The following is a 19,762-nucleotide window of genomic DNA, read 5'->3' on the forward strand; positions in this document are numbered from 1 at the left end:
GCTAGCCCCAGCACAGCTTGAACCAGGAGGCAACTAGAGCCCTCAGCAATTTGTTTTCTTTGAAAAGCTCTGACTCTGTAACAGCTATCTCCGGCATCATCTTGCAAGGCTCACTTTTCTCTACGAAGCTGGAGTAAATATCTCCTAGAAGAGAGGGTTCCCGGGCATCTATGCTACAGAATATGCCTGCTATCCTCTTGGTTCTTTTTGAAAGCAGTAGCCGGCAGTAGCTGTCCCGCGTCAAGGAAACTTTTACAGAGGACTCGGTGCGTGGAGACCCCTTATAGAGGAATATTCTTTCTCCAGGGTCCTCAATTACCCAAAGACTTTCCGGTCTACCAATGTTTTCTCTCATACCTACGACAAGAAGGGAAAAATAGGCTGCCCACTGAGTTATGTTTTCGTCGAAGTAGGGATAAATTTTTGCCTCAGTCTTCCAACCATAGGGAGCTTCAAAAATTACATGTCCAGGCTTACATATGTCTTCCTGTCCAACGCTGACAGGCTCATCTGCGATAAGTTTTTTCTCGTTGAGAACCAGGTTGACTTGTTCAAGAAATTCCTTCGGGGCCTCCTCGTTTAATGACCCACTTATCTTTAGGTCTAGGCCAATCTCGTTGCCATAAAGAGCTAGCTGTGCAGTGTGGATACACGCTGGAAGAACGACTCTCCCGCTTTTTTGTATTAATTCCAATAATTTTTGGCATGAAGAAAGGTGTACTCTTTCGAGACTTGGTTCTTTTATCCTGATCCGGAAACACTCTTCGTTTGGCTCTTCAATGTTCATCCTCGGGTAGTAGAGCCTGCTAAAGACCTCTTGTGACATAGCTGGGATGCTCTTTTTACCCATGTATCTAAGCATTCGAGGGCTCGTTATTTCTTTCCCTATCTCGTCTTGGATTACAATGTCAATTCTGGGGGAAAGGTTTCTCAACCAAAAAGAGAAGACCGAGGCAAAATAGCTAGACCCTGAAATAGCTATGCAGGGCCACATAAAGCCACAAGATATTTGTGTCACTTTCTTTTTAAAAAATTGTGATTCAAGTTGGCATAGTAGGGAAGCCCAACACTGGTAAGTCAACATTTTTCGCGGCAGCTACACTGATAGACGTAAAGAGAGCACCCTATCCCTTCACTACCATAAATCCAAACATTGGCATTGGCTATGTAAAAACCCAATGCGTCTGCCGGGAACTAGGAGTCAAAGACAACCCCCGCAACTCTATATGCATCGACGGGTGGAGATTCGTCCCAGTCGAACTCATCGACGTGGCCGGCCTTGTTCCTGGAGCATGGCAGGGAAGAGGCCTAGGTAACATGTTTCTAGACCACCTTAGACGCGCACCCGTACTCATCCACGTGGTCGATGCAAGTGGGTCCACCAACGAGGAGGGACAGCCCGTCCCGCCCGGCACACATGACCCCTTGAAGGACGTTGCTTTCCTTGAAAAAGAGCTCGAAATGTGGGTCTACCAGATTCTCAGCAAGGACTGGGAGAAAATATCTAAACTCATAGATTTCCAGAAAAACTATGAGGAGCTGTATGCAAAGTTTACAGGCCTCGGGATAAGCGCAAGCATTGTTGACCAAGCAATAGACGAGCTTGGGCTGAGAGGTAAAAAGGCAACTAGCTGGTCGCAGGAAAACTTGCTAGACCTTGTAAGGTTTCTGCTTAAAAAAGCAAAACCCATCGTCATAGCTGCGAACAAGGCGGATATTGATGTTTCCATTGACAATATAAAAAGGATGCAACAGGAGCTAGGAGACAGATACATTGTGGTGCCTACATCTGCAGAAGCAGAACTAGCTCTGAGAAAAGCGGACAAGGCTGGACTAATCCGATACTTGCCTGGAGACGGCGACTTTGAGATAACTGGCGACCCAACAAGCGATCAAAGGAAAGCACTCGAGTATATACGTGAAAAAGTCCTCAAGCGTTGGGGGTCCACGGGTGTCCAGGAAGCAATAAACAAGGCCGTCTTTGAGAAGCTCGGAATGATAGTTGTCTTCCCAGTTGAGAATGAAAAAACCTTTTCTGACTCTAAGGGAAATGTGCTACCCGACGCTTTTCTCGTAAAGGGAGACGCTACCCCGAGGGATCTCGCCTTCGAAATCCATACAGAGATAGGAAAACGCTTTGCCTTTGCCATTGACGCTAGGACAGGCAGAAGGCTTTCAAGCAACGATAAACTGACGCACAGAATGGTAATAAAAATTGTAACCTCCCATTAATAAAAAGTAGAACGTGATATGAGAGAAAAGCTCGTCTATCTAAGGGACGTAAGCTACCGCTACCCAGACTCAGAGACTCAAACCCTGAAAAACATCAACTTCGATGGATACAGAGATGAAATCATACTATTAATTGGCCCGAGCGGTTGTGGCAAAAGTACACTTGCTAGAATATTTAACGGGCTTATTCCAAACTTCTATGGGGGCCAGCTTCAAGGCGAAATAGATATAGCAGGCTATGACCCGAGAAAAACCCCTACAGCTAAATTCGCGAAAACCGTTGGCTTTGTCTTTCAGAACCCAGAAAACCAGCTATTCTTCAACACAGTGGAGCGTGAACTAGCTTTTGGGCTTGAAAACCTCGGTGTGCCGCCAGCCGAGATAAGAAAAAAGATAGACCAGGTTCTGAGGGAGTATGGAATCGAAGATCTACGTCAAAGGTCGCCATTTGAGCTTAGCAGTGGGCAACAACAGAAAGTTGCATTGGCCTCGGTAATGATTATGGAGCCACAGATACTTATTCTAGACGAGCCTACAGCAAACCTTGATCCCTTATCCGCGCTAAAGATGCTTGGACTTATAGCAAAAAAGACAAGGGAACACAGGATGCTCACGATACTTATCGAGCACAGGCTCGAAATAGCACTACAGTTCGCAACCCGGGTCGTCGTGATGAACGAGGGACAAATAATAGCTGACGGTCCGCCTCTTGAAACAGTACTCAAGACTGACTACATCGTGGGGGTGCCGCCCATGGTTCAACTGTCCAAGAAGTTGCAAAGTAGCGGTTTCCCCGTAAATATTGATAAACTTGTTCCAGAAGCTATGGCTCTAGAAATTATCCGTAAATTGTCTAAAGGTGGCTTGGATGAGCGAAAGCGAAGAGAAGATAATAGAGATAGATAACGTTTACTACGAGTATCCAGAAGGCATACAGGCGCTCAGAGGCGTAACAAACTATGTGCTAAGGGGAGAAATTGTAGCAATCATGGGTGAAAACGGTGCAGGAAAAACAACATTAATCAAGCATTTCAACGGACTGCTTAAGCCTACGCGTGGTAGAATAAAGGTAAAAGATAAAGACACACGGGAGACAAGCGTCGCTGAATTGTCTAGAATAGTGGGGATTGTTTTCCAGAATCCTGACCATCAACTCTTCGCCGAGACTGTTTTCGACGAGGTTGCCTTTCCTTTAAGAAACTTTGGATTCCCAGAGGACGCAATCGAGAACAGAGTAAAATGGGCACTGAACATTCTAGAGCTCTACCAGTACCGTGATAATAGCCCGTTCATGTTGAGCGTTGGAGAGAGGAAGAGACTGGCGATAGCCTCTGTATTAGCTTATGATCCAGAAGTCATCGTGCTAGATGAGCCCACAGCTGGACAAGACTATCTACAAAAAGAGAAGATTTCCGAGATAATTAAGCTACTAAAGCTAATGGGCAAGACCATTGTTCTCGTAACGCATGACGTCGAGTTCGTGACGATGTACGTTCAGAGAATAATTGTTATGTCGCAGGGAAAAATAATTGCCGAAGGCCCCCCGCATCGAGTCCTGACAGACTACAACGTTATTAGGAGAGGTAATCTTCTCCCACCTCAATTAGTGAGGATATCGAGAGCTCTTTATGGGAAATCACTGCTGGATAGATATGATTATTTGTCGGTGGAAGACTTGTCTCGGGAAATCATCTCAAAAATGAGGGAGACAAATGGAGGCACTTCGAGCATTTAAAACGATAAAAAAGGACTCTCCATACGACAGGCTTGACCCTAGGACAAGGTTCTTCCTGAGCACTGTTCTCGCCTTCCTAGCCATATACTCTTCTAGGCTGGACACACAGTTAATAGTGCTAACGTGTGTACTTATCTTGTCCTTTATGGCTAAACGTGTACGAGTCATACTTAGAGGCCTTTATGGCTCCCTTTTCTTACTTGTCCTAATCTTCACGCTGAACTTTGTTTTCACGCCTAATCTTCAGGGAGCAATCTATGCCCTCGTAATGACTCTTCGCTTCACAACGCTCATAACCTCGTTTGCACTTTTCTTCAATTCTACTTCGCCAGAAGAGATTGGAATAGCTCTCGAGGGGGTTGGTGTTCCAAGAGATTTTTCCCTTCTCATAAACATGTCTTTCAGGTTTGTCCCCACACTAGCAAATGACATACAAATAGTCTCGGATGCCTTGAGAAGTCGGGGTCTCGAACTAGAAAAAGGCAGGCTCTATAACAGGATAAAAAACTATGTTTACCTACTTGTTCCCTTAATAATCTTCGAGGTAAGGAGAAGCATGATGATTGCCGAGGCCCTCGAGGCAAGGGGATACGGGCTAGACGTGAAGCCCACGAGGCTTGTTTCTCTAAAGTTCACGTGGAAAGACTACTTGGCTATAGGGCTAGCACTACTGGGGACATTTCTATTATATTCTTTCGGATTCCTTTAAAAACACGATTCGAGAATGGAATCTTTAGGGAACTCTTGGGCGGGACAGTATATCGATCCAAGGATTTCCCTGAACAAAACTTGGTAGCGAGGTTTCAACTGTGTATGTTTCCTGGCTCCATGCGCTAGAATTGCCACTGGATTGTCTAGGAACGTCTAATTTATCTATCTTCTGGTTGAGTTTCTCAATGTTTGCATTTAGTTTTTCAAGGGTCTCTGATAGTCTTAGGAAAACATATTCTAGCTGGCTTTCCTGCAAAGCCATGTTCTTTGGTTCATCTTTTCTCAGTGATAGGGACGCTTTTTGTTCCGAGAGAATCTCTTCGAGAACGCCCCTAAGCGATTTTTGAATACTCTCCTCAATTATCCTGGTGATCTCTGCTAGTAATTGTTCTTTCATCTCTTCTATGACGTCTGGCGATATTGACTGTTTTTGTGGGGCACTTGAGACAACGGTTTTCCTCAAATAGAAGTTTGATGGATCAATTCCCATTTCGAGAGCGGCTTTCCTGTACTTGTAGAGGGCCTTATATACTGTTCTCTCTGAAACATTAAGCATGCTAGCGATCTCTTTTGCTGATCCACCCTTCTGGATGTATGTCTCAATTATCCTTTTCTCCGTATCTGTTAGGTTGGAAATTATCTCCTTAAGGTCATAACCAGCCATACGTATTACAGATGTAATACGGTGTTAAATTATCTACGCAATGGCCCGAAAGTAAAATCAACATCTATTGTTGGATAAATTATCTTGTCACCCGGAAAAATTAGCTTCCACTACTAGCTATTGGCTCGTAGTTCTTCAATGCCTGAATGGCTTCTCTGATCTTTCTTATCCTCTTCGAATTATCGTATGGCTCCAGGACTTCTCCACAGTTGGGACACGTGTAGCCATAGTCCTCGGCCTCCACTACAGAGTAGCGCGCCCCACAGCTCGGGCAAACATAGATTTCTGCCTGTTCCTCGAGGCTGAGAAGCTTTTCTAGAATAGTGAGAGTAAGCCTTTTCCTATCATTGAGTAGTACTTCTAGGGGTTCATCTGTTATTCGCCAGTAATACTTGTACCATCCAATGTTTTCGTCCCTTGCACGCCTGTATTTTACGAGTCTTGCCTCGAATAGGTCGTTTAAAATTTTCCTGAGCTCTGCCTGATCCATGTCGAGTTCTTTGGCTATTTCGTCGTCCGATATTTCGACGTGGTTTGAGAGAAGTATCATTATCTTTTTTGCTTTTTCTCCAAATATTTTTTCTGCGAGTTCGGCTAAGACCTCGTTTTGGCTCATTCTTTTTTCACCACTTTTTTGCCTCTCTTCTGGGGGATAACAACTAGTTTTGCGTCGTGGAACTCTCTTGTAAGCTCTTTTCCCTTGAAAAGCCTGTCCAGAAAGATCGCTAGGGCTGCAACTTCGCTGTGAGGCTGATTGCCTATTGCAATGTTATAGTCGGATTCGTAGTAGAGCCATGACGGCACTTTCTCGCCCCCCACAACCACTAATATATCTTTGTTTTGGAACAATATAAGGTTTAGCAATTCATCAGAAATGTTTTCACCATACATTGTCAGGTGTACAACAATTCCGCCGTTTCTTTTCCACTCTCTCACTGTATGTCTAGGATTCACCGTTTTCACTATCTCGAAGGGTCCGCCCCAGGTCTCTACAACTTTTTCGAGGGACTTTATTATGCTCTCCTCGACGTGTCTCTCTAAAAATATGCCGTCTGCCCCGAAAGCCCTTGCAACTAGCCCAACGTGGGTTGTTACTCTGTGGTCTCTTACAGGTCTATGGCCTATCCTAAGCACGTAGACTTTTCTGTTTAAGGACGGGCACCACATCGTCTTATCTATATCTAATTCGTTTTACACATTATTATTTTTATAAGGCGCGAGCACTTAAGGCGTCCTGAGGGTTGTTGCTCCTCGCCTTTATTTTTGAGATTATGGGGCGCCTTCCTTCTATCTCTAGTAAAAGTCTTCTATCTGCTAGTCCCGTGAAACTAATTACCTTACATTTTTCAAGTATTTCTTCAAGTAGGTCTCGTGATTGATCTTCACTGATTATGATTTTTTCGCGGAGCTTGTCTGGAAGCATCTCCACAACTTTTTCCACAAGACTGTGTATCCCTATCCTTTTTGTCGCAGAGACAAGCACGTATTCAAGCCCTGTATTTTGTAGCAGTTTTTCCTTTTCCCGGAGTTCTTCTCCTGTAGCCTTGTCTATCTTGTTTCCCACGACTAAAACCTTAGAAATGTTGATGCCGAGGCTAAGCAACGTATCTATACTTGTAGAAAGCTTTCGCCTGATTTCCGGAATAGGATCCGTTAAGTCGACGACAAGTAATATTACGTCGGAAATAATTGTCTCTCTGAGAGTCGTATAAAAAGCGTCGAGGAGGCTTTCCGGCAGACTGTCAATAAAGCCTATTGTGTCCGTGATTATGACTGGATAGCCTTGTAGCTTCACCTTTCTAGAAAGAGTAGATAGTGTAGCGAATGGTTTTCCATCTACATAGCCTTTCTCGTTTGTGAGAGTATTAAAGAGAGTTGTTTTGCCTGCCCCCGTATACCCCGCTAGAGATACAGTGTAAAGACCCACTTCGACTCTCTTGTTATATCTCATGTTCTTTATTTTCCTAATCTTGTCTAGCTCTTCCTCTATCTTTGTAATCCTCGAAGAAATATAGGTGTAGTACGAGTCGACTGCGTATTTTCCGCCTCCTAGGAAGCCGTGTAGTTCTCCTCTTTTAGACAAATTGATATATTCCTTTGCGAAGCTAAGTTCCCTCTTTAGTTTTGCTAGCTCGATCTGGAGTAATGATTCCTTGCTGCCTGCTCTTTTAGCGAAGATTTCAAGAATAAGTTCATATCTGTCTATTACCTCTATGCCAAGCTCTTTGGCTAAATTGTATGCCTGGCTGGGCTTTAGATTGTTCAGAAAAATTATCTTGAGGGGTTTCTTGTCTTCCACGAGCTTCTTTAGTTCAGATATTTTTCCCCTGCCAATGTTGTATTTTGGGTCCTCACGTTTTCTCTTCTGGATAATTTCACCGACAATAATGTAGCCGGCCGCATTTGCTAGTTCCCTTAGTTCTCTAAAAAGTGCTAAATCGCCTGGCGAATTTATTCTTCCAGCGATAACTACTGAATTTTTGTCAGAAGCTTTTCTATCAGACATTTCTAGTCCTTAAACTCCGCTATGTCCCCGAGAGTAATATCGTAGTTTTTCAGGTCTCCACTCTCCATTTCGTAGTCGATTATTTCCTCTACAAGCTTGATTTTCAGCACCTTCTCGAGTTTCCTTGCAAGTTCAATTGTTGGCTCAAGTTGCCCCGCCTCTATCCTTCTTATAATTGACTCTTTTTCACCAACCATGGCCGCTAGCATGTCACGTGTGAGACCCATTTTTTCACGAGCATTCCTAATGATGTCACCATAGTTTTCTACTATTGTTTGTTCAACCTCTACAGGTTTCTTAGGCTTAGGTGCAGTTTTAATTTGTCTTGGTGGCTGCGTCCTTGAAAAATTAATAGTACCTACAATTGTTTTTCCTCTCGCACATGCAGGACATACGATTAGCTCTGCCCCTTCGAGACGGATCCTATATGCTAAACCTTGCAGCTCCCTTCCGCATAGCTCACACTTAGCCATCCTGCCTTAACAATGCTACCTTGTTTAAAAGCATTTCTATTTTATGAGAGACAAAGTTAAAAAGCCTATGTCACGCTAGGAAAAATATGAAGTCTGAGACAAGGGAAAAACCAAACGGGTGGGATATAAAGGTAATAAAGACACTCCTAAGCTATCTCTATGGTTACATATTTGAAGAAGACTCTTTGCGTTCCAGGGTTATGGTTTCTAGATCACGGAAGACTGGGAGGCTGAAAGAAATCTACCTTGATAATGTTCTTTTCGCCACTATCAGGCTGTCCGATGGTTTTCTTGTGCCTACGTTACATGGATGGGAACTCTTAGTGAGTCAAGGAAAAAAGTACTTTGTAGAGGTTCCGGAAGATGTGGCATCGTTTATTGCTGAGGGAAAAACGGTTTTTTCTAAGCATGTAACAGGCGTATACGAGGAGACTCTTCCAGGCGATGAAGTCGTCATAACATCCAAGTCAAATTCTGGGATCAAAGTTTACGGGAGCGGTAAAGCAGTTCTGCCGGCTTCTTCTATGGGAAAAATAAAGAGAGGAAAAGCTGTAAAGACAAGACATGGGAAAAAACAATAAATTACCTAACAGGAGTTGACAGCCTTTTCACGCGCTTTATCTCCTAGAAACTTGTTGCTTATTGAACACTACGTACCTAAACTGTCGTCTATTCTCTATCTTTGCGTTGAACCTGTTTCTCAATAACATCTCGATTTCCCGATAGTAGTATTGATTTGTCAGCCACGCGGGAGGCCTAACACGTGGGACAAGCCCCCGTATCACATTGATGTCGGAGGTCTTTTTAACATATGAGACATACGCGTATCTGAGAAGTGTCCGCAACTTTATGGATATCTGAGCTGATTTAGTGTTTTTCAAGAGTTCTTCGACAACAGACACAAGATGATCTAAAAGTTTTTGTTTTTCCTCATGTATATGGGACATATGGGTCATCTCACCTTTATCATGGTTTAAATACTTAATGATAAGTACGTGGAAAAGTTTTTATGTTTTTCTATGATAAAGATTTTTTACTCGACAATTGTCTAACAGGCATTGCAAAAAGGTAGAAACCCCAAAAGGATGATCCTCTTGCTAAGCTAACTCTCTAGCAAGAGTTACAAGCTGTTTATATTCTATTCCCAGTTTACTCGACAAGTTTTTAATGATGGATTCCATCTTCTCGGACTTTGAAAAGTGGTCGCTATACAGCAGGCTAACCCTCCCATTGGAAACTTCGAGGGCAATAAACCTTAGGATTATTTTCCCATTTTTCTTGTCTATGATTCTGTAGACTTTAAGCGCTTTCTTACATTCGGGTGAAATGTTGAAAGATAATTTCTTCGCGTAACCTGTACCATGAAGAATCTCGTTATACGTTAAACCAACAATTGTGCCCATCTCGTTGTCGAAACTTGTAATGTCTTCAAAGCTTTCAGGAGACACCTCTTTTTCTTCGACAGGCATTAGTTTGGAAAGTTTTCCCTGAGACAAGCAAAAGAGATACGAATCTACCTTGACACTTACAGGCTTTGGGTCACTAGCTTCTAGCTCGAGCGCAAAGGTCTCCATGAAGAGACCCCCTGCTATTCCTCTATAACGGGGATTCCGAAGCGCTGGCTTGCCAGGACGTGTTGCTCGTATGGAATAGAGTCTATGTCTATCAGTTTGGAGTAGTGTCTCTTATAGGGCTCGCCTGATATAAGTTTCTTTATATTTCTCTTGTAGTGGTCTGCAATTAGCTTCTTTCCTGTGATCTTCTCCCACTCTTCAAATGAATATGAGAATGCTTTCTGGGCTCTGTCTCTATAGAGGTCCGGGATAACGTTGAATGAGCAGAAGGGTACCTGTCTCCCGTCCGGCATAATATAGTGTATGTCGCACCTCATTACTCTAGCTACATCGTGGTTGTACAGGTCCTGGAAATGCATCATTCCAAGGAACAGTGCATTGTAGTGGAACTCTCCTAGACTGCTATAGTCGTGTCTTGCGAATATCTTGTAGAACATCTTGACTAGCTTGTTCCCTTCGCGTAGGCGCCGAGGAGCCTTAGACATGTCGACAAACTTTCTAAGGTTTACAAGCAAGTCGAGCATGACAATGTATTTGTTCTTTCCTTTCTCAAGCTCTTCAGCCTTCTTGTCTAAATAGTCGAAGAATTCATCAACATGCACGAACCGGGTTATGGGTATTATTTCGCCGTCGTCTTGGAAAACATATGTAGCAGCTCCGCATGCAAAGTGAGTTGTGAGAGTTAACTGTGGTTTACCAGTTAGAGCTTCTACAAATCTTGAGATTGGAGCAACGCTTGGAACTGGGTACCAGTCCTCCTCCCTTATCTGCCCGTTTGTCTGCTCCTCTATCTTTTTAATAACATCAGGGATGGTTACTCTTTCTTTGTCTCTTTCCTTGCGGGGCATCCTGCCAACGATAGATACTGGCTGGAAATTCACGCCGCGGACAATGTCGTTGTTTTGTAGTCCGAACTCTATTATTTTACCTACCTCCGACAAGTTGTAGTGCTTGATAACTGTTGGGACAAGTACAACGCCCAGCTTCGCCTTGCGAAGATTGTCCAATGCATAGGGAACCTCCCAGTGGTTCTTCGGGTTTGTAAAGGGGGACACTCCGTCAAAACTCATATAAACAGTGTTTACTCCAGCCTGTCTGACTTTAACAGCTAGATCTGGGTCAAAGGCAAGCCTAATCCCGTTCGTGTTTAGCTGTATATGTGTAAATCCCTCTTCCTTGGCTATCCTAATTATGTCTAGGAGATCCTCTCTCAGGGTAGGTTCTCCTCCTGTTAGCTGGATAGCCGGGGGCTTGACTGGTTCGGTTAGCCTGGCCTGCCTGAACATGTAGCGTAAGTGTTCAAGGGACGGCTCATAAACATAGCCCGACTTTTTGGCATAGAAGAAACAGTAGAAACAGCTTAGGTCGCACCTATTAGTTAGTACAACGTTGATTAGCGCTGCGTGTGAACGGTGACGCGTACAAACTCCACAGTTATAGGGGCATGGCGCTGTAACAGGTAAATGGGCAATAATGTTTCCCCTGCCGTCTACCTGATACTTCCTGTATCGTTCATACATCTCTACGCTTCCAAAATAGAGCTCCTCGAATTCTCCATGCTCGGGGCAAACCTTTCTGATCCAGACCTTTCCATCTCTCTTGAAAACAGCCGCTGTAAGCAACGAGTTGCATTCTGGACAGGCTGACTGAGTATAGGTGATTAGTTCTTCGCCTTCCCTTAGCGGTGGCCTCTTAGACAAGTAAATCTTGTAGTCTACTCCTGGCTTCGGGAACAGTTTGGCTCGGGCCTCCTCTGCGATTTTGGATATTTCTTCTATACCCAGGTTAGCTATTCGAGAATAATTAATATGGAATTCCTCTTCAACAGAGACATTTTTCTGTGCCATAACGCATCACTAATGATTTTACGATAATTCTGAAAACATGAAAAAACTTATATTTCTTACGATATTCCACCGTCATAAAAATAAGGAAACAGAAAACAAAAGCCTATTCTTCTATGCGGGCACGCCCAAAGTGTTGCCAACCCCAAGCACTATAATCGTTGAATTCTCAGGGTATTGTCTAATAAGATCGGTAACTATGTCAACTGCCTGCAAGGTTCCCCTGTAAACCTTCTCTGTCATTGTTGAAAGAGCTTCTGCTTCAGACATCTTTATCAGGACAGCATAGGTGGGTATACCATGCTTCGCCGCCAACTCTTCAATCTCAAACCTCTCCACACCAACGCCGCCCATAGCTATACCAAAGCCGTGGGCAACTAAGCCGGACTCCTCGCCCTCATACTTCAACGCGGCGTCAATAGAGATCATTAAGGAGGCTTTTTCCCGCGACAGAACCCAGGCAACTGCTTCTTCAAGTCTGCCAGTGGTGCCTCCTGGACCCTTAGCCCTCACCACGTAGACATTCCTGTTCTCTACATTAATCTTTGACACATATGTGTCCTTAACGGGCTCGATATATGTCCCCTTGTACCGCCTAACAAGAAGCGACGCCACAAAGGGGCCAGCAGAGTCGCCTATAGGCAAACCCTTCGAAAAGGACTCCAAGGCGCCCTCTACAGCCTTCACCTCCTCGAGCACAAAGGGCATCTGTGCATTCAGCTGGAGAATAAGCCATAGACTCTTAAACTTCCTAGCTATCAGGTAATAGTGATTAACAAGCTTGTAAATTATGTTCAACTCCCTAGCAACCTCCACGAGATTAGCCAGGTTCTGAACATCCGCCGGAGACGCATTCCTGGCTAAAGCAGCAACCTCCTTCTCGATCCTCTCCTCGCCAGTCCTCAATACATGCTTTATCTTCTTCACGATACCAAACGGATCCAGGTCTACCGGAAAAATAATATAGGTCTCTATAAGCGAGGACAGCCTCCTCTCAAGTTGCGCCTCAAACTCCTTCGAGCCATCACCACTATACCTCTTAAACTGCGAAACAAGGACATTCACAGCCTTATCCCTAGTACTCTTAAAAAACGCTATGTAGGTCTCAATCTCACTTATAGCTCTAAGAATCTGCATCTCCTGCGACAAGTAAGAAAACAAAGTCAATATTATCAGCCAAAGCACCAAGTCAAACGAGCTACCATCCATCACCCATCAACCCAAATCACCTAAAACCACACCTTATATAATTTTAGCACACATCCACCACACAACCCACCCGAAAAACACAGGACGCCATAAAACTCGTAGCTCTAAAAATTATGGAAATGTACAAAGACCAAACTAAGAATCTTTTTCTCGCCACAAGGTAGTCCAACCAATGACATACACCCTACGCAAGGCAACTAACATATTATCTTATTTTCTTCTTAGTAGTAAAACATTGAATGATAGTTTAAAGAATGCCCAGAATCACGCAGAAACCTTAAAAATTGATACAAAAACATCACAGCCCAAAAAACAAAACATAAGCCAAAATCAGGAGCCCAACATGTTCCTTGTGATAACCATTGCCCTTCTCTTAGCCTTAGCTCTCCTAGGCTACACATTCTATGAGAGGAGTATCGATACATCTCGTAACGCTAACTTTTTGTGCTCGCCAGAAAGCCGTTTTATACATGCAGTGGAAAATCCTTCTAGCTACACTAGTAATCGTTGGAGCTCTGGCATCGGCGCTCTTTTTCTTTGTGCTCCAGCCCAAGTTGCCGGGCCTGGCACAGCTAGCACAGAACTTTTCACAGCCAAAGCCCTCGCTGTTTACGGCAAGGATTGAGGCGGGCCAGGGTGGAAGAGTCATAGTAAACGGCACAGAGACTGCTACATGGAGCTCCACTGGGCCGTTCACGCTCAAGCTAGAAGCCAAGCCTGGAGAGTGCCACGTCTTTGACCACTGGCTCGTGAACGGCACGAGGCTCGAGGGTGAAATGCTGAGCCTAACCATAAAAGGCAACACCACTATCAAAGCGGTATACAAGCGGTTCAGCTACAGGCTTTCTGTTGTGTCCAACGCTAGCTGGGGCCTCCTAGCAGTGAACGGTAGCGTCGCAAAGCTACCCTTCGAGGCAGAGGTTCCCTGTGGCACAACAGTCAGGCTGGCACTGCTCCCCGGGTCGAATGAGACCCACAGCTTCACGCCGTCCGGATTCATTATTAATGATAGCCCCATGCCAGGGACGGAGACGAAGCTCCGCGTCCAGGGCAACCTAAGCGTCGTCGCGGTATACAAGGTCGAGACCCACGTCCTCCTCATCGAGACGAACGCGCCCGGCGTCAAGGTCCTCGTGGACGGCCAAGAAGTCACGCTGCCAGCCAAGATCCAGAGGGCTAGGCCCTTCACTGTGACCATCCAGGCGCCCCCACTCGTCAAGGTAAACGACACGTTCGCGTGGGGGAGCCCAGAGTTCCAGGCGCAGGACTACATAAGGGGCGTGCTCACCTGGGTCACCTTCGCCACGGATCATACACCAATACACGTCGAGGAGGCAGAGAAGACCATCAGGGTCTACTACCACCCCTACTACAGCCTCGGAAAAGACACATATGTCACCCCGCTCTACGGCAAGGCCTACGTGGAGGGCAACACGATAGTCGCCGAGCCCGACAAATACTATGTCTACACCGTCAACATCATCCTGCCACCAAACTGGATCAAGGCAAGGGTCAGGGTAGAGGCCAGCTTTAGTCTAGGCGCTGTAATAATGTTCCCATACAACAAAGACGGCAATATATACGACGGGGTTTATGCAAGTGTCGGCGCCCAGCGCGGGGCATGCACCAAACTCACCGCGGAGTTCGAGGTAGTCAGGAACCCGCCCTCTGCCCGCGTCCTCTCCTACTACTGCGACGCTAAGATTGCGCCCAGCCAAGACTACTCACAGGGCCCATGGAACTATGGCCAGGGAAACCAGCAGTACCTGGGCCGCCTCATCGTAGTGAGCGGTGACGGCTCCATTGTCCGTATCCAGGTGGAGGTCGAAGGCTAGGCGAGATAATTATTTATGGCCCCGCTCCCAACCATCACCGATGAAGCAAACCAGGCTCCTAGCAGTCCTCCTACTCCTACTCCTCTTTCTGGTTGCTCAGCGAGCAGTCGTGGCCTGGCCGTTTACAGCAGAACAATACCAACCTGTTTACTCCTCACAAAATGGCTGGTATTTTTCCATTAGCGCCAGCAAAAGCGACGGCGGCGAGCTCGACGGCGGCTACGGCGCCGTCATCGAGGCCAAGGTCGCGCCTGCAACCGGCGCCCCGGCTTGGAAAGCGAACGGCTCTGTCTCAGTGTATATAGATAACGTGGACTACACCATCACGGTCAAGGTGCTCTACATCAACCCCTCCACCGGCCTCGGCGCCTGGCGAGTACTCGACACCGTGACGGGTAGCACTTATTCAGAGGCCCCCTCTAATTTCCAGGTCTATGTGCCAACCAAAGATGTCGAGTATCGCAAATATTACAGTTGGACGTTGCCCAGTAGCGGCGACTACCCGGCCAAGGTACGCGTAGAGTTCAGCATATCGGCCAGCGGCTCGGCCAATCCAGCCCTCACCAGTGGCTATGCTACAGTGGGGGGCGGCTGCTAGGCGAGTTAATTATCTATGGATCCCCTCCTAACCATGGTTAATGAAGCAAACTAGGCGCGCACCCATAAGACTTCCGCAACACCCATATACAGGTACACTAGCCCCCACAGCTCAACATCGCGTACGTCATGCTAACAGTTGTGCTGTGAAAAAAAGCAGTAGAAGGGGTCACCTAGTTCTCCATGAAACGTGACTTAACTAGCCTTAACTATTGGCATGCCCATAAAGGGTTCTCCCATCTACAAGGCTTCGCTGTTTTCAGACTAAGTTTCGTTTATACAATTCAACGAAAAAATTTGATGACTTTACGTTTCAAAGATAAACGACATTTATGTATTTTCCGCTAGCATAGTAATGTTTTTTAACGACCCCATTACATTATACTATGATGAACTCCGTGACCGATCGATGACGATGAGCCCAGACATAGGTCACGGAGGGAGGGTGAGGAAGGGTGGGACCCGCAGAGGGCCGAGTAGCCTATAGACTGCGTGCCCGTCTGCCAGAAAAACAAGTCTTTTTTTCGTTCCCTTTCTCCCGCTCTTTCCCGAATCCATCCCCCACCCTAGACGGGTGGCGCCCCCTAAGAGGGGGTGGTGCGAGGCCCTAGGGCTTTGCAGAGCTGTGAGGCAGGTCTTTGGGCGATGAGGGTCGCGGCTTGGGCTGGAAATGTGAAGGCCTGGGCCGCGGCTAGGGGGAGCGGGAAAAGGGGCCAGCCAACAACAGCCACTGATGACCATGAACCACACAACCATACATCACTTAACAAAGGATCCACGACACATGTGAATCCACGGATTCTACGCTTATACACAACTCTTCACTGCCTCCCCCAATGCCCAAAGGATAGCCTGTACCGCCGGCCCCTGGGACCTAGCCGTCTCCATGCCTCCGCGCCCTAACAGGGCGCCCCCGGAACCAAGGATCCGGGGTGAGAGGCTATGGACATGGGGACGGCTAGCCCCGAGGGCTGGCGGACGGGCCCCACCGACCTACTAGCAGAACTATACACCAGAGCACAGCTGGCAAACAGGGAACTACCTAGCCTAGTAGACGGGCAGAAAAAGTACTTCTACGTGTCGACAGAGGCTATAATTGACGTATTAGACCTCCCAGCAGACAAGGCAGACATGCTACGGGACTTCGCGGAGAAAGCCGTCAACCTGCTGGACAAGGCATACCAGCAAACAGAAACAAAGCTACAGAAACTATTGACAGCCCTAGAAAGCAATAACGTCAAAGTCGAGCTGGGACCACGTGCCAAAAAGACACTACACATCACGCCGGAAGGGGAAAAATGGTACGTCAGTGCACATTTCCGAGAAACATGGCTAATAAGCCTACCAATCTACAGGGTAAGCGCCGACGCCGAGTTCCCAGACATACTCAACGTGTCCGACCAAGACCTCTACTATCTACAGGCAGGATGGAGGGCTAGCGATGAAAGTTGCGACCAGAACAAACCCCGGATGGGGACGACACAGCCATGGCAAGCACTTGCATGGGCAGCCGTGCGCTACGGCTATCTACGGATATATCTCAGTGCATTAAACCTAAACATGACTGAGCCAACCTTCGCTTGGACCATAACAAGCAAAAGCTGGAATCAACAATGGCCCAAGCGTGAGGGCAAAAAACTGGCACAAAAGATAGCAGAGCAACATCCCTTAGGCATGTTGACGTGGTATTTAGGAGACGGCGAGAAACATCCTGAAGTACTTAGATTTGCGATTCAAAACGATGAAAAATACGAGCCGAAACACCTAGCACAGCAAATCCTGCAAGTCGCATACCAGACAAACTATGGTATATTGCTAGACTTGCTAGACAGCGAAAAGTGGCAAATACTAAAGAAACTTCAACCAACAAGAGACCCTGTCTATGCAACCCTTCTAGGCCACACCTTCTGGCTAAGTTACTCCGCAAGAGCACAGCAACTATTGGCGCGCACAGTGCTAAAAAGCTTGGAAGAAGCACAAAGACTAATACAAGCATTACTACAACAAGGTGTCCAAGCAAAAACATACACTTGGTACGACCCAAAAACGGGGAAAAATTATTACGTCGTACAGCTCAACGGAACAAACATAGCTAGAGCCGCCCAACTCTATCCAGAGCTACGACCAGCACTCAAAGAGCTGGCACAAAAACACAACATACAGCCAAAGACCCCACTCCTACGCAGGCTACTCGAGCTCGCGGAAAACCCACCCCTCCCCACAAAAAATTTAATATCTTGACAGGTTTCATTCTTTTCGGGGCCGTTGCGCAATCAAGAGGCGCAAAGGCCTTTGGAGCAGGGGTACCGAAAACCCTGTAAAGATGGCCGTAGTCTAGCTTGGAAGGATGCCAGCCTGGGGGTGTACCCCGTAAACGGCACTGGAGCGCTGGTTCACGGGCTTGTGCCCGTGCGGCAAGGTCCCGGGTTCAAATCCCGGCGGCCCCACCATTTTGTGTTTTGTTTAGCTGTTGCACACTTTTCCGAGGTTCACGGTTGCCGCAACATTCCTGGAGCGGTATTGTTGCTGTGCTTATGATCCAGCTAAGCCATCTGCAGACATTCATGTTTAGAAACATTTTTGGAAGATTAAATGATCTCACAGCCTCTATCTCTTCTAGACTCCGCTTAGAAATTTAATATTCCAGGAAGATTTATCTTCTATTTTGTTGAGCCAGCAGATTTAGAAAAAGTCTCATTTACTGTGTATTTCTTCTTTAGCCTCTTTAGGGACCTACCGTCGCACGTACATAGCTTGCAGGTATATAGTAGTAGTTGTTATTCCACTCGTACTTGACAGGCGTCTTGTAGTAGTAGCCGTTTAGCGTAGTGCTACCATCGGTATATTGGTACTTCAGTTGTAATAAAACATCAGTCATCGTAAAAGAGCTTGTCTGAGTGGAGAGGCCTACTGAGGCTGAAATACTGGTTGAAACAGGGGCTTGTACTAATAATGGTATGGATGCCGAGAGAAGGTCTATGCCCCCTGTCTCACGCACTATGTCGTAGGAGTCAAAATCTAGATAAGACGTACTTGTCCTATAGCCGGTGGGAGTCCAACTATTGGCTACCACGTTAAAGACTGGGTCTAAGCCGAATCCGTCATATGGGTATGTATCTGTATAGCTCCAGCTAAGCATCTTATTGTTGCTTAGCACTGGAACAGCAAGCGCCATTGTGGCATTATTGCCTGTAGGATAGCATTGAGCGAAAAATAAGTAATAAATACAGTAGTATTCCTTGTACCTGCTTATACTATAGTTGCCCCAGAAACCAATAGCAGTTATAAATGGTAAATTGCTAAACTGCTCAGGATAAATAAGATTAGAATAGTCTAGATATACATTATTGCCCCCAAGGGTGAAGGTATAGACGTCGCTACTAAAGACGTGTGAAATTGTCGCGCCACTTTTTACTTCTAGCTCTGCGCCAGCAGCAAAGTTCACATATAAGCCAATGCTGGTTTGGGCAACAACTTTCTCCTTTAAGAAAACACTTCCCAGCTTTGCGAGGTTTCCTGTAACGTATGCCATTGCGAGGGGTATCCCTCTGTTTGTCGAAGAATATATAACCTTGTCTAGTCTCCACTCGAAACATCCCCTGCTTCCATCAGAAAAACTCCAACAGTAATCAGTAATACCGCCTGGAGGCCATTGCTGTGTAGCTACGGTAGAACCCTGCTCGCTCGCTGTATTTTGCTTTGCCTGCGTTACTATTTGCTGTATCTGTGTTTTGGATATTTTCGGCATGTTCCTCGTGTTTAGCTTTATCTCTGTGGTGACTGTGTAGCCCCTCTGTACTAGGCCCGTGTCTACGGGTATGCCTTTTATGAATGGGTATGCGGCCTCCGAGTCGAGGGCTGTGCCCAGCAGTATAAGGCCTGGCTCAACGTTGTCCGGGTTGTTGCCCCTGGCCGCCAGCGCGCGCCGCCACAACGAGGCATAGCTCTTAACGGAGCCATAGTCCAGGCTTACACCGCCCCTGCCACAAGTATAGCCGAGAAAACCCACGCTGCCGTTAGGCATCAATCCATAAACATTGACACAGACGTCCAGCCCGCGTCCAGACTCATTCACGAAGCCTACAAACATATATGGAGAGGTAAACGGGAGACTAGGCCTATAATAGACAACAAGCCCCCGAGATATTTCCTCCCTAACAGTCGACACACTTATATATGCAACAGAAGCCACAGCCACACAAAGCAAAGCCAAAAACAAGACCACAGCCAACCGTACCCAATTCCCCCTCTCCATACAAATATATAATCAGCAAACCCATATATATATATATATCGGTAAAAGTACACACTAAGATTCTTAGAAAAACTGCCCAGAATGTCACAGGGCAGTCGAAAAAGCAACACAAAAATGCAATAAACAG

20 protein-coding genes and 1 tRNA gene are annotated in these 19,762 nt (G+C 46.2%); 10 read left to right on the top strand and 11 right to left on the bottom strand.

The features are described from left to right. Nucleotide 1: 1 nt before the first annotated feature. On the bottom strand, nt 2–994 hold the full coding sequence (locus QXT17_RS01125) for a hypothetical protein (RefSeq protein ID WP_020962640.1): 993 nt from the start codon (nt 992–994) through the stop codon (nt 2–4). 38 nt (nt 995–1,032) lie between these two features. Here QXT17_RS01125 and QXT17_RS01130 point away from each other — a divergent pair, with 38 nt between their 5' ends. The 4 genes from QXT17_RS01130 to QXT17_RS01145 are packed head-to-tail and all read left to right on the top strand — an operon-like array spanning nt 1,033 to nt 4,676. Next, the gene (locus QXT17_RS01130) at nt 1,033–2,232 is read left to right on the top strand and encodes a redox-regulated ATPase YchF (RefSeq protein ID WP_052885521.1); all 1,200 of its coding nucleotides are present in this window, start codon (nt 1,033–1,035) and stop codon (nt 2,230–2,232) included. Between the two features lie 18 nt (nt 2,233–2,250). After that, nucleotides 2,251–3,138: an energy-coupling factor ABC transporter ATP-binding protein gene (locus tag QXT17_RS01135; RefSeq protein WP_020962638.1), complete on the top strand. Its 888-nt coding sequence runs from the start codon at nt 2,251–2,253 to the stop codon at nt 3,136–3,138. After that, nucleotides 3,101–3,967, top strand: a complete 867-nt coding sequence (locus QXT17_RS01140; protein ID WP_020962637.1) for an energy-coupling factor ABC transporter ATP-binding protein — start codon at nt 3,101–3,103, stop codon at nt 3,965–3,967. The genes QXT17_RS01135 and QXT17_RS01140 overlap by 38 nt, the downstream gene beginning before the upstream one ends. After that, nucleotides 3,945–4,676, top strand: a complete 732-nt coding sequence (locus QXT17_RS01145; RefSeq protein WP_020962636.1) for an energy-coupling factor transporter transmembrane protein EcfT — start codon at nt 3,945–3,947, stop codon at nt 4,674–4,676. Before QXT17_RS01140 ends, QXT17_RS01145 begins: the two co-directional genes overlap by 23 nt. Before the next feature lie 24 nt (nt 4,677–4,700). Here the strand turns inward: QXT17_RS01145 and QXT17_RS01150 are convergent, their stop codons facing one another. The 5 genes from QXT17_RS01150 to QXT17_RS01170 form a co-directional block, all read right to left on the bottom strand. Continuing rightward, complete coding sequence (locus tag QXT17_RS01150; protein ID WP_020962635.1) at nt 4,701–5,342, bottom strand: sigma factor-like helix-turn-helix DNA-binding protein; 642 nt, start codon at nt 5,340–5,342, stop codon at nt 4,701–4,703. A 100-nt stretch (nt 5,343–5,442) separates the two neighbouring features. Further along, complete coding sequence (locus tag QXT17_RS01155) at nt 5,443–5,958, bottom strand: TFIIB-type zinc ribbon-containing protein (RefSeq protein ID WP_020962634.1); 516 nt, start codon at nt 5,956–5,958, stop codon at nt 5,443–5,445. Further along, nucleotides 5,955–6,509 carry a tRNA (cytidine(56)-2'-O)-methyltransferase gene (locus QXT17_RS01160; protein WP_020962633.1) on the bottom strand — a complete coding sequence of 185 codons (555 nt, stop codon included), beginning with the start codon at nt 6,507–6,509 and terminating at the stop codon, nt 5,955–5,957. The genes QXT17_RS01155 and QXT17_RS01160 overlap by 4 nt, the downstream gene beginning before the upstream one ends. 40 nt (nt 6,510–6,549) lie before the next feature. After that, complete coding sequence (gene hflX / locus QXT17_RS01165; RefSeq protein WP_020962632.1) at nt 6,550–7,848, bottom strand: GTPase HflX; 1,299 nt, start codon at nt 7,846–7,848, stop codon at nt 6,550–6,552. Between the two features lie 2 nt (nt 7,849–7,850). After that, nucleotides 7,851–8,321: a multiprotein bridging factor aMBF1 gene (locus tag QXT17_RS01170; RefSeq protein ID WP_020962631.1), complete on the bottom strand. Its 471-nt coding sequence runs from the start codon at nt 8,319–8,321 to the stop codon at nt 7,851–7,853. Between the two features lie 86 nt (nt 8,322–8,407). Here QXT17_RS01170 and QXT17_RS01175 point away from each other — a divergent pair, with 86 nt between their 5' ends. Continuing rightward, on the top strand, nt 8,408–8,902 hold the full coding sequence (locus QXT17_RS01175) for a PUA domain-containing protein (protein WP_020962630.1): 495 nt from the start codon (nt 8,408–8,410) through the stop codon (nt 8,900–8,902). A 36-nt stretch (nt 8,903–8,938) separates the two neighbouring features. Here QXT17_RS01175 and QXT17_RS01180 read toward each other — a convergent pair whose 3' ends face one another. The 4 genes from QXT17_RS01180 to QXT17_RS01195 form a co-directional block, all read right to left on the bottom strand. Continuing rightward, nucleotides 8,939–9,268, bottom strand: coding sequence for a hypothetical protein (locus QXT17_RS01180; protein WP_020962629.1), 330 nt, complete (start codon nt 9,266–9,268; stop codon nt 8,939–8,941). A gap of 150 nt (nt 9,269–9,418) precedes the next feature. Beyond that, nucleotides 9,419–9,895 (bottom strand): hypothetical protein, encoded by a 477-nt coding sequence (locus tag QXT17_RS01185; RefSeq protein WP_020962628.1) that lies wholly within the window; start codon nt 9,893–9,895, stop codon nt 9,419–9,421. A gap of 14 nt (nt 9,896–9,909) precedes the next feature. Further along, nucleotides 9,910–11,742, bottom strand: coding sequence for a tetraether lipid synthase Tes (gene tes, locus QXT17_RS01190; protein ID WP_020962627.1), 1,833 nt, complete (start codon nt 11,740–11,742; stop codon nt 9,910–9,912). Nucleotides 11,743–11,853: 111 nt separating this feature from the next. Beyond that, a complete protein-coding gene (locus tag QXT17_RS01195; protein WP_020962626.1) occupies nt 11,854–12,948 on the bottom strand; it encodes a DUF1512 domain-containing protein in 1,095 nt (364 codons plus the stop codon). A 470-nt stretch (nt 12,949–13,418) separates the two neighbouring features. Between QXT17_RS01195 and QXT17_RS01200 the strand changes: the two genes are divergently transcribed. From QXT17_RS01200 to QXT17_RS01220, 5 genes are all read left to right on the top strand, one after another. Beyond that, nucleotides 13,419–14,783, top strand: coding sequence for a hypothetical protein (locus tag QXT17_RS01200; RefSeq protein WP_342783162.1), 1,365 nt, complete (start codon nt 13,419–13,421; stop codon nt 14,781–14,783). A gap of 40 nt (nt 14,784–14,823) precedes the next feature. After that, nucleotides 14,824–15,381 (top strand): hypothetical protein, encoded by a 558-nt coding sequence (locus tag QXT17_RS01205; RefSeq protein ID WP_052886369.1) that lies wholly within the window; start codon nt 14,824–14,826, stop codon nt 15,379–15,381. Between the two features lie 596 nt (nt 15,382–15,977). After that, nucleotides 15,978–16,283, top strand: a complete 306-nt coding sequence (locus tag QXT17_RS01210) for a hypothetical protein (RefSeq protein WP_148682069.1) — start codon at nt 15,978–15,980, stop codon at nt 16,281–16,283. Between the two features lie 39 nt (nt 16,284–16,322). After that, nucleotides 16,323–17,621: a hypothetical protein gene (locus QXT17_RS01215; protein ID WP_342783160.1), complete on the top strand. Its 1,299-nt coding sequence runs from the start codon at nt 16,323–16,325 to the stop codon at nt 17,619–17,621. A gap of 53 nt (nt 17,622–17,674) precedes the next feature. Then, nucleotides 17,675–17,830, top strand: a tRNA-Pro gene (locus QXT17_RS01220). Nucleotides 17,831–18,105: 275 nt separating this feature from the next. Here the strand turns inward: QXT17_RS01220 and QXT17_RS01225 are convergent. Next, nucleotides 18,106–19,635: a hypothetical protein gene (locus QXT17_RS01225; protein ID WP_020962621.1), complete on the bottom strand. Its 1,530-nt coding sequence runs from the start codon at nt 19,633–19,635 to the stop codon at nt 18,106–18,108. Nucleotides 19,636–19,762 lie beyond the last annotated feature (127 nt).

The sequence above is a fragment of the Thermofilum sp. genome (genome assembly GCF_038871435.1).
Classification (GTDB): domain Archaea; phylum Thermoproteota; class Thermoprotei; order Thermofilales; family Thermofilaceae; genus Thermofilum; species Thermofilum adornatum.

What these genes read in the sequence shown, in the direction of transcription:
- QXT17_RS01215 (WP_342783160.1), top strand. Translation starts at nt 16,323, where the DNA reads ATGGACATGGGGACGGCTAGCCCCGAGGGCTGGCGGACGGGCCCCACC.
- QXT17_RS01150 (WP_020962635.1), bottom strand. Translation starts at nt 5,342, where the DNA reads ATGGCTGGTTATGACCTTAAGGAGATAATTTCCAACCTAACAGATACG.
- QXT17_RS01170 (WP_020962631.1), bottom strand. Translation starts at nt 8,321, where the DNA reads ATGGCTAAGTGTGAGCTATGCGGAAGGGAGCTGCAAGGTTTAGCATAT.
- QXT17_RS01145 (WP_020962636.1), top strand. Translation starts at nt 3,945, where the DNA reads ATGGAGGCACTTCGAGCATTTAAAACGATAAAAAAGGACTCTCCATAC.
- QXT17_RS01200 (WP_342783162.1), top strand. Translation starts at nt 13,419, where the DNA reads ATGCAGTGGAAAATCCTTCTAGCTACACTAGTAATCGTTGGAGCTCTG.
- QXT17_RS01175 (WP_020962630.1), top strand. Translation starts at nt 8,408, where the DNA reads ATGAAGTCTGAGACAAGGGAAAAACCAAACGGGTGGGATATAAAGGTA.
- QXT17_RS01135 (WP_020962638.1), top strand. Translation starts at nt 2,251, where the DNA reads ATGAGAGAAAAGCTCGTCTATCTAAGGGACGTAAGCTACCGCTACCCA.
- QXT17_RS01185 (WP_020962628.1), bottom strand. Translation starts at nt 9,895, where the DNA reads ATGGAGACCTTTGCGCTCGAGCTAGAAGCTAGTGACCCAAAGCCTGTA.
- QXT17_RS01160 (WP_020962633.1), bottom strand. Translation starts at nt 6,509, where the DNA reads ATGTGGTGCCCGTCCTTAAACAGAAAAGTCTACGTGCTTAGGATAGGC.
- QXT17_RS01125 (WP_020962640.1), bottom strand. Translation starts at nt 994, where the DNA reads ATGTGGCCCTGCATAGCTATTTCAGGGTCTAGCTATTTTGCCTCGGTC.
- tes (WP_020962627.1), bottom strand. Translation starts at nt 11,742, where the DNA reads ATGGCACAGAAAAATGTCTCTGTTGAAGAGGAATTCCATATTAATTAT.
- QXT17_RS01155 (WP_020962634.1), bottom strand. Translation starts at nt 5,958, where the DNA reads ATGAGCCAAAACGAGGTCTTAGCCGAACTCGCAGAAAAAATATTTGGA.
- QXT17_RS01225 (WP_020962621.1), bottom strand. Translation starts at nt 19,635, where the DNA reads ATGGAGAGGGGGAATTGGGTACGGTTGGCTGTGGTCTTGTTTTTGGCT.
- QXT17_RS01180 (WP_020962629.1), bottom strand. Translation starts at nt 9,268, where the DNA reads ATGTCCCATATACATGAGGAAAAACAAAAACTTTTAGATCATCTTGTG.
- QXT17_RS01205 (WP_052886369.1), top strand. Translation starts at nt 14,824, where the DNA reads ATGAAGCAAACCAGGCTCCTAGCAGTCCTCCTACTCCTACTCCTCTTT.
- hflX (WP_020962632.1), bottom strand. Translation starts at nt 7,848, where the DNA reads ATGTCTGATAGAAAAGCTTCTGACAAAAATTCAGTAGTTATCGCTGGA.
- QXT17_RS01195 (WP_020962626.1), bottom strand. Translation starts at nt 12,948, where the DNA reads ATGGATGGTAGCTCGTTTGACTTGGTGCTTTGGCTGATAATATTGACT.
- QXT17_RS01140 (WP_020962637.1), top strand. Translation starts at nt 3,101, where the DNA reads ATGAGCGAAAGCGAAGAGAAGATAATAGAGATAGATAACGTTTACTAC.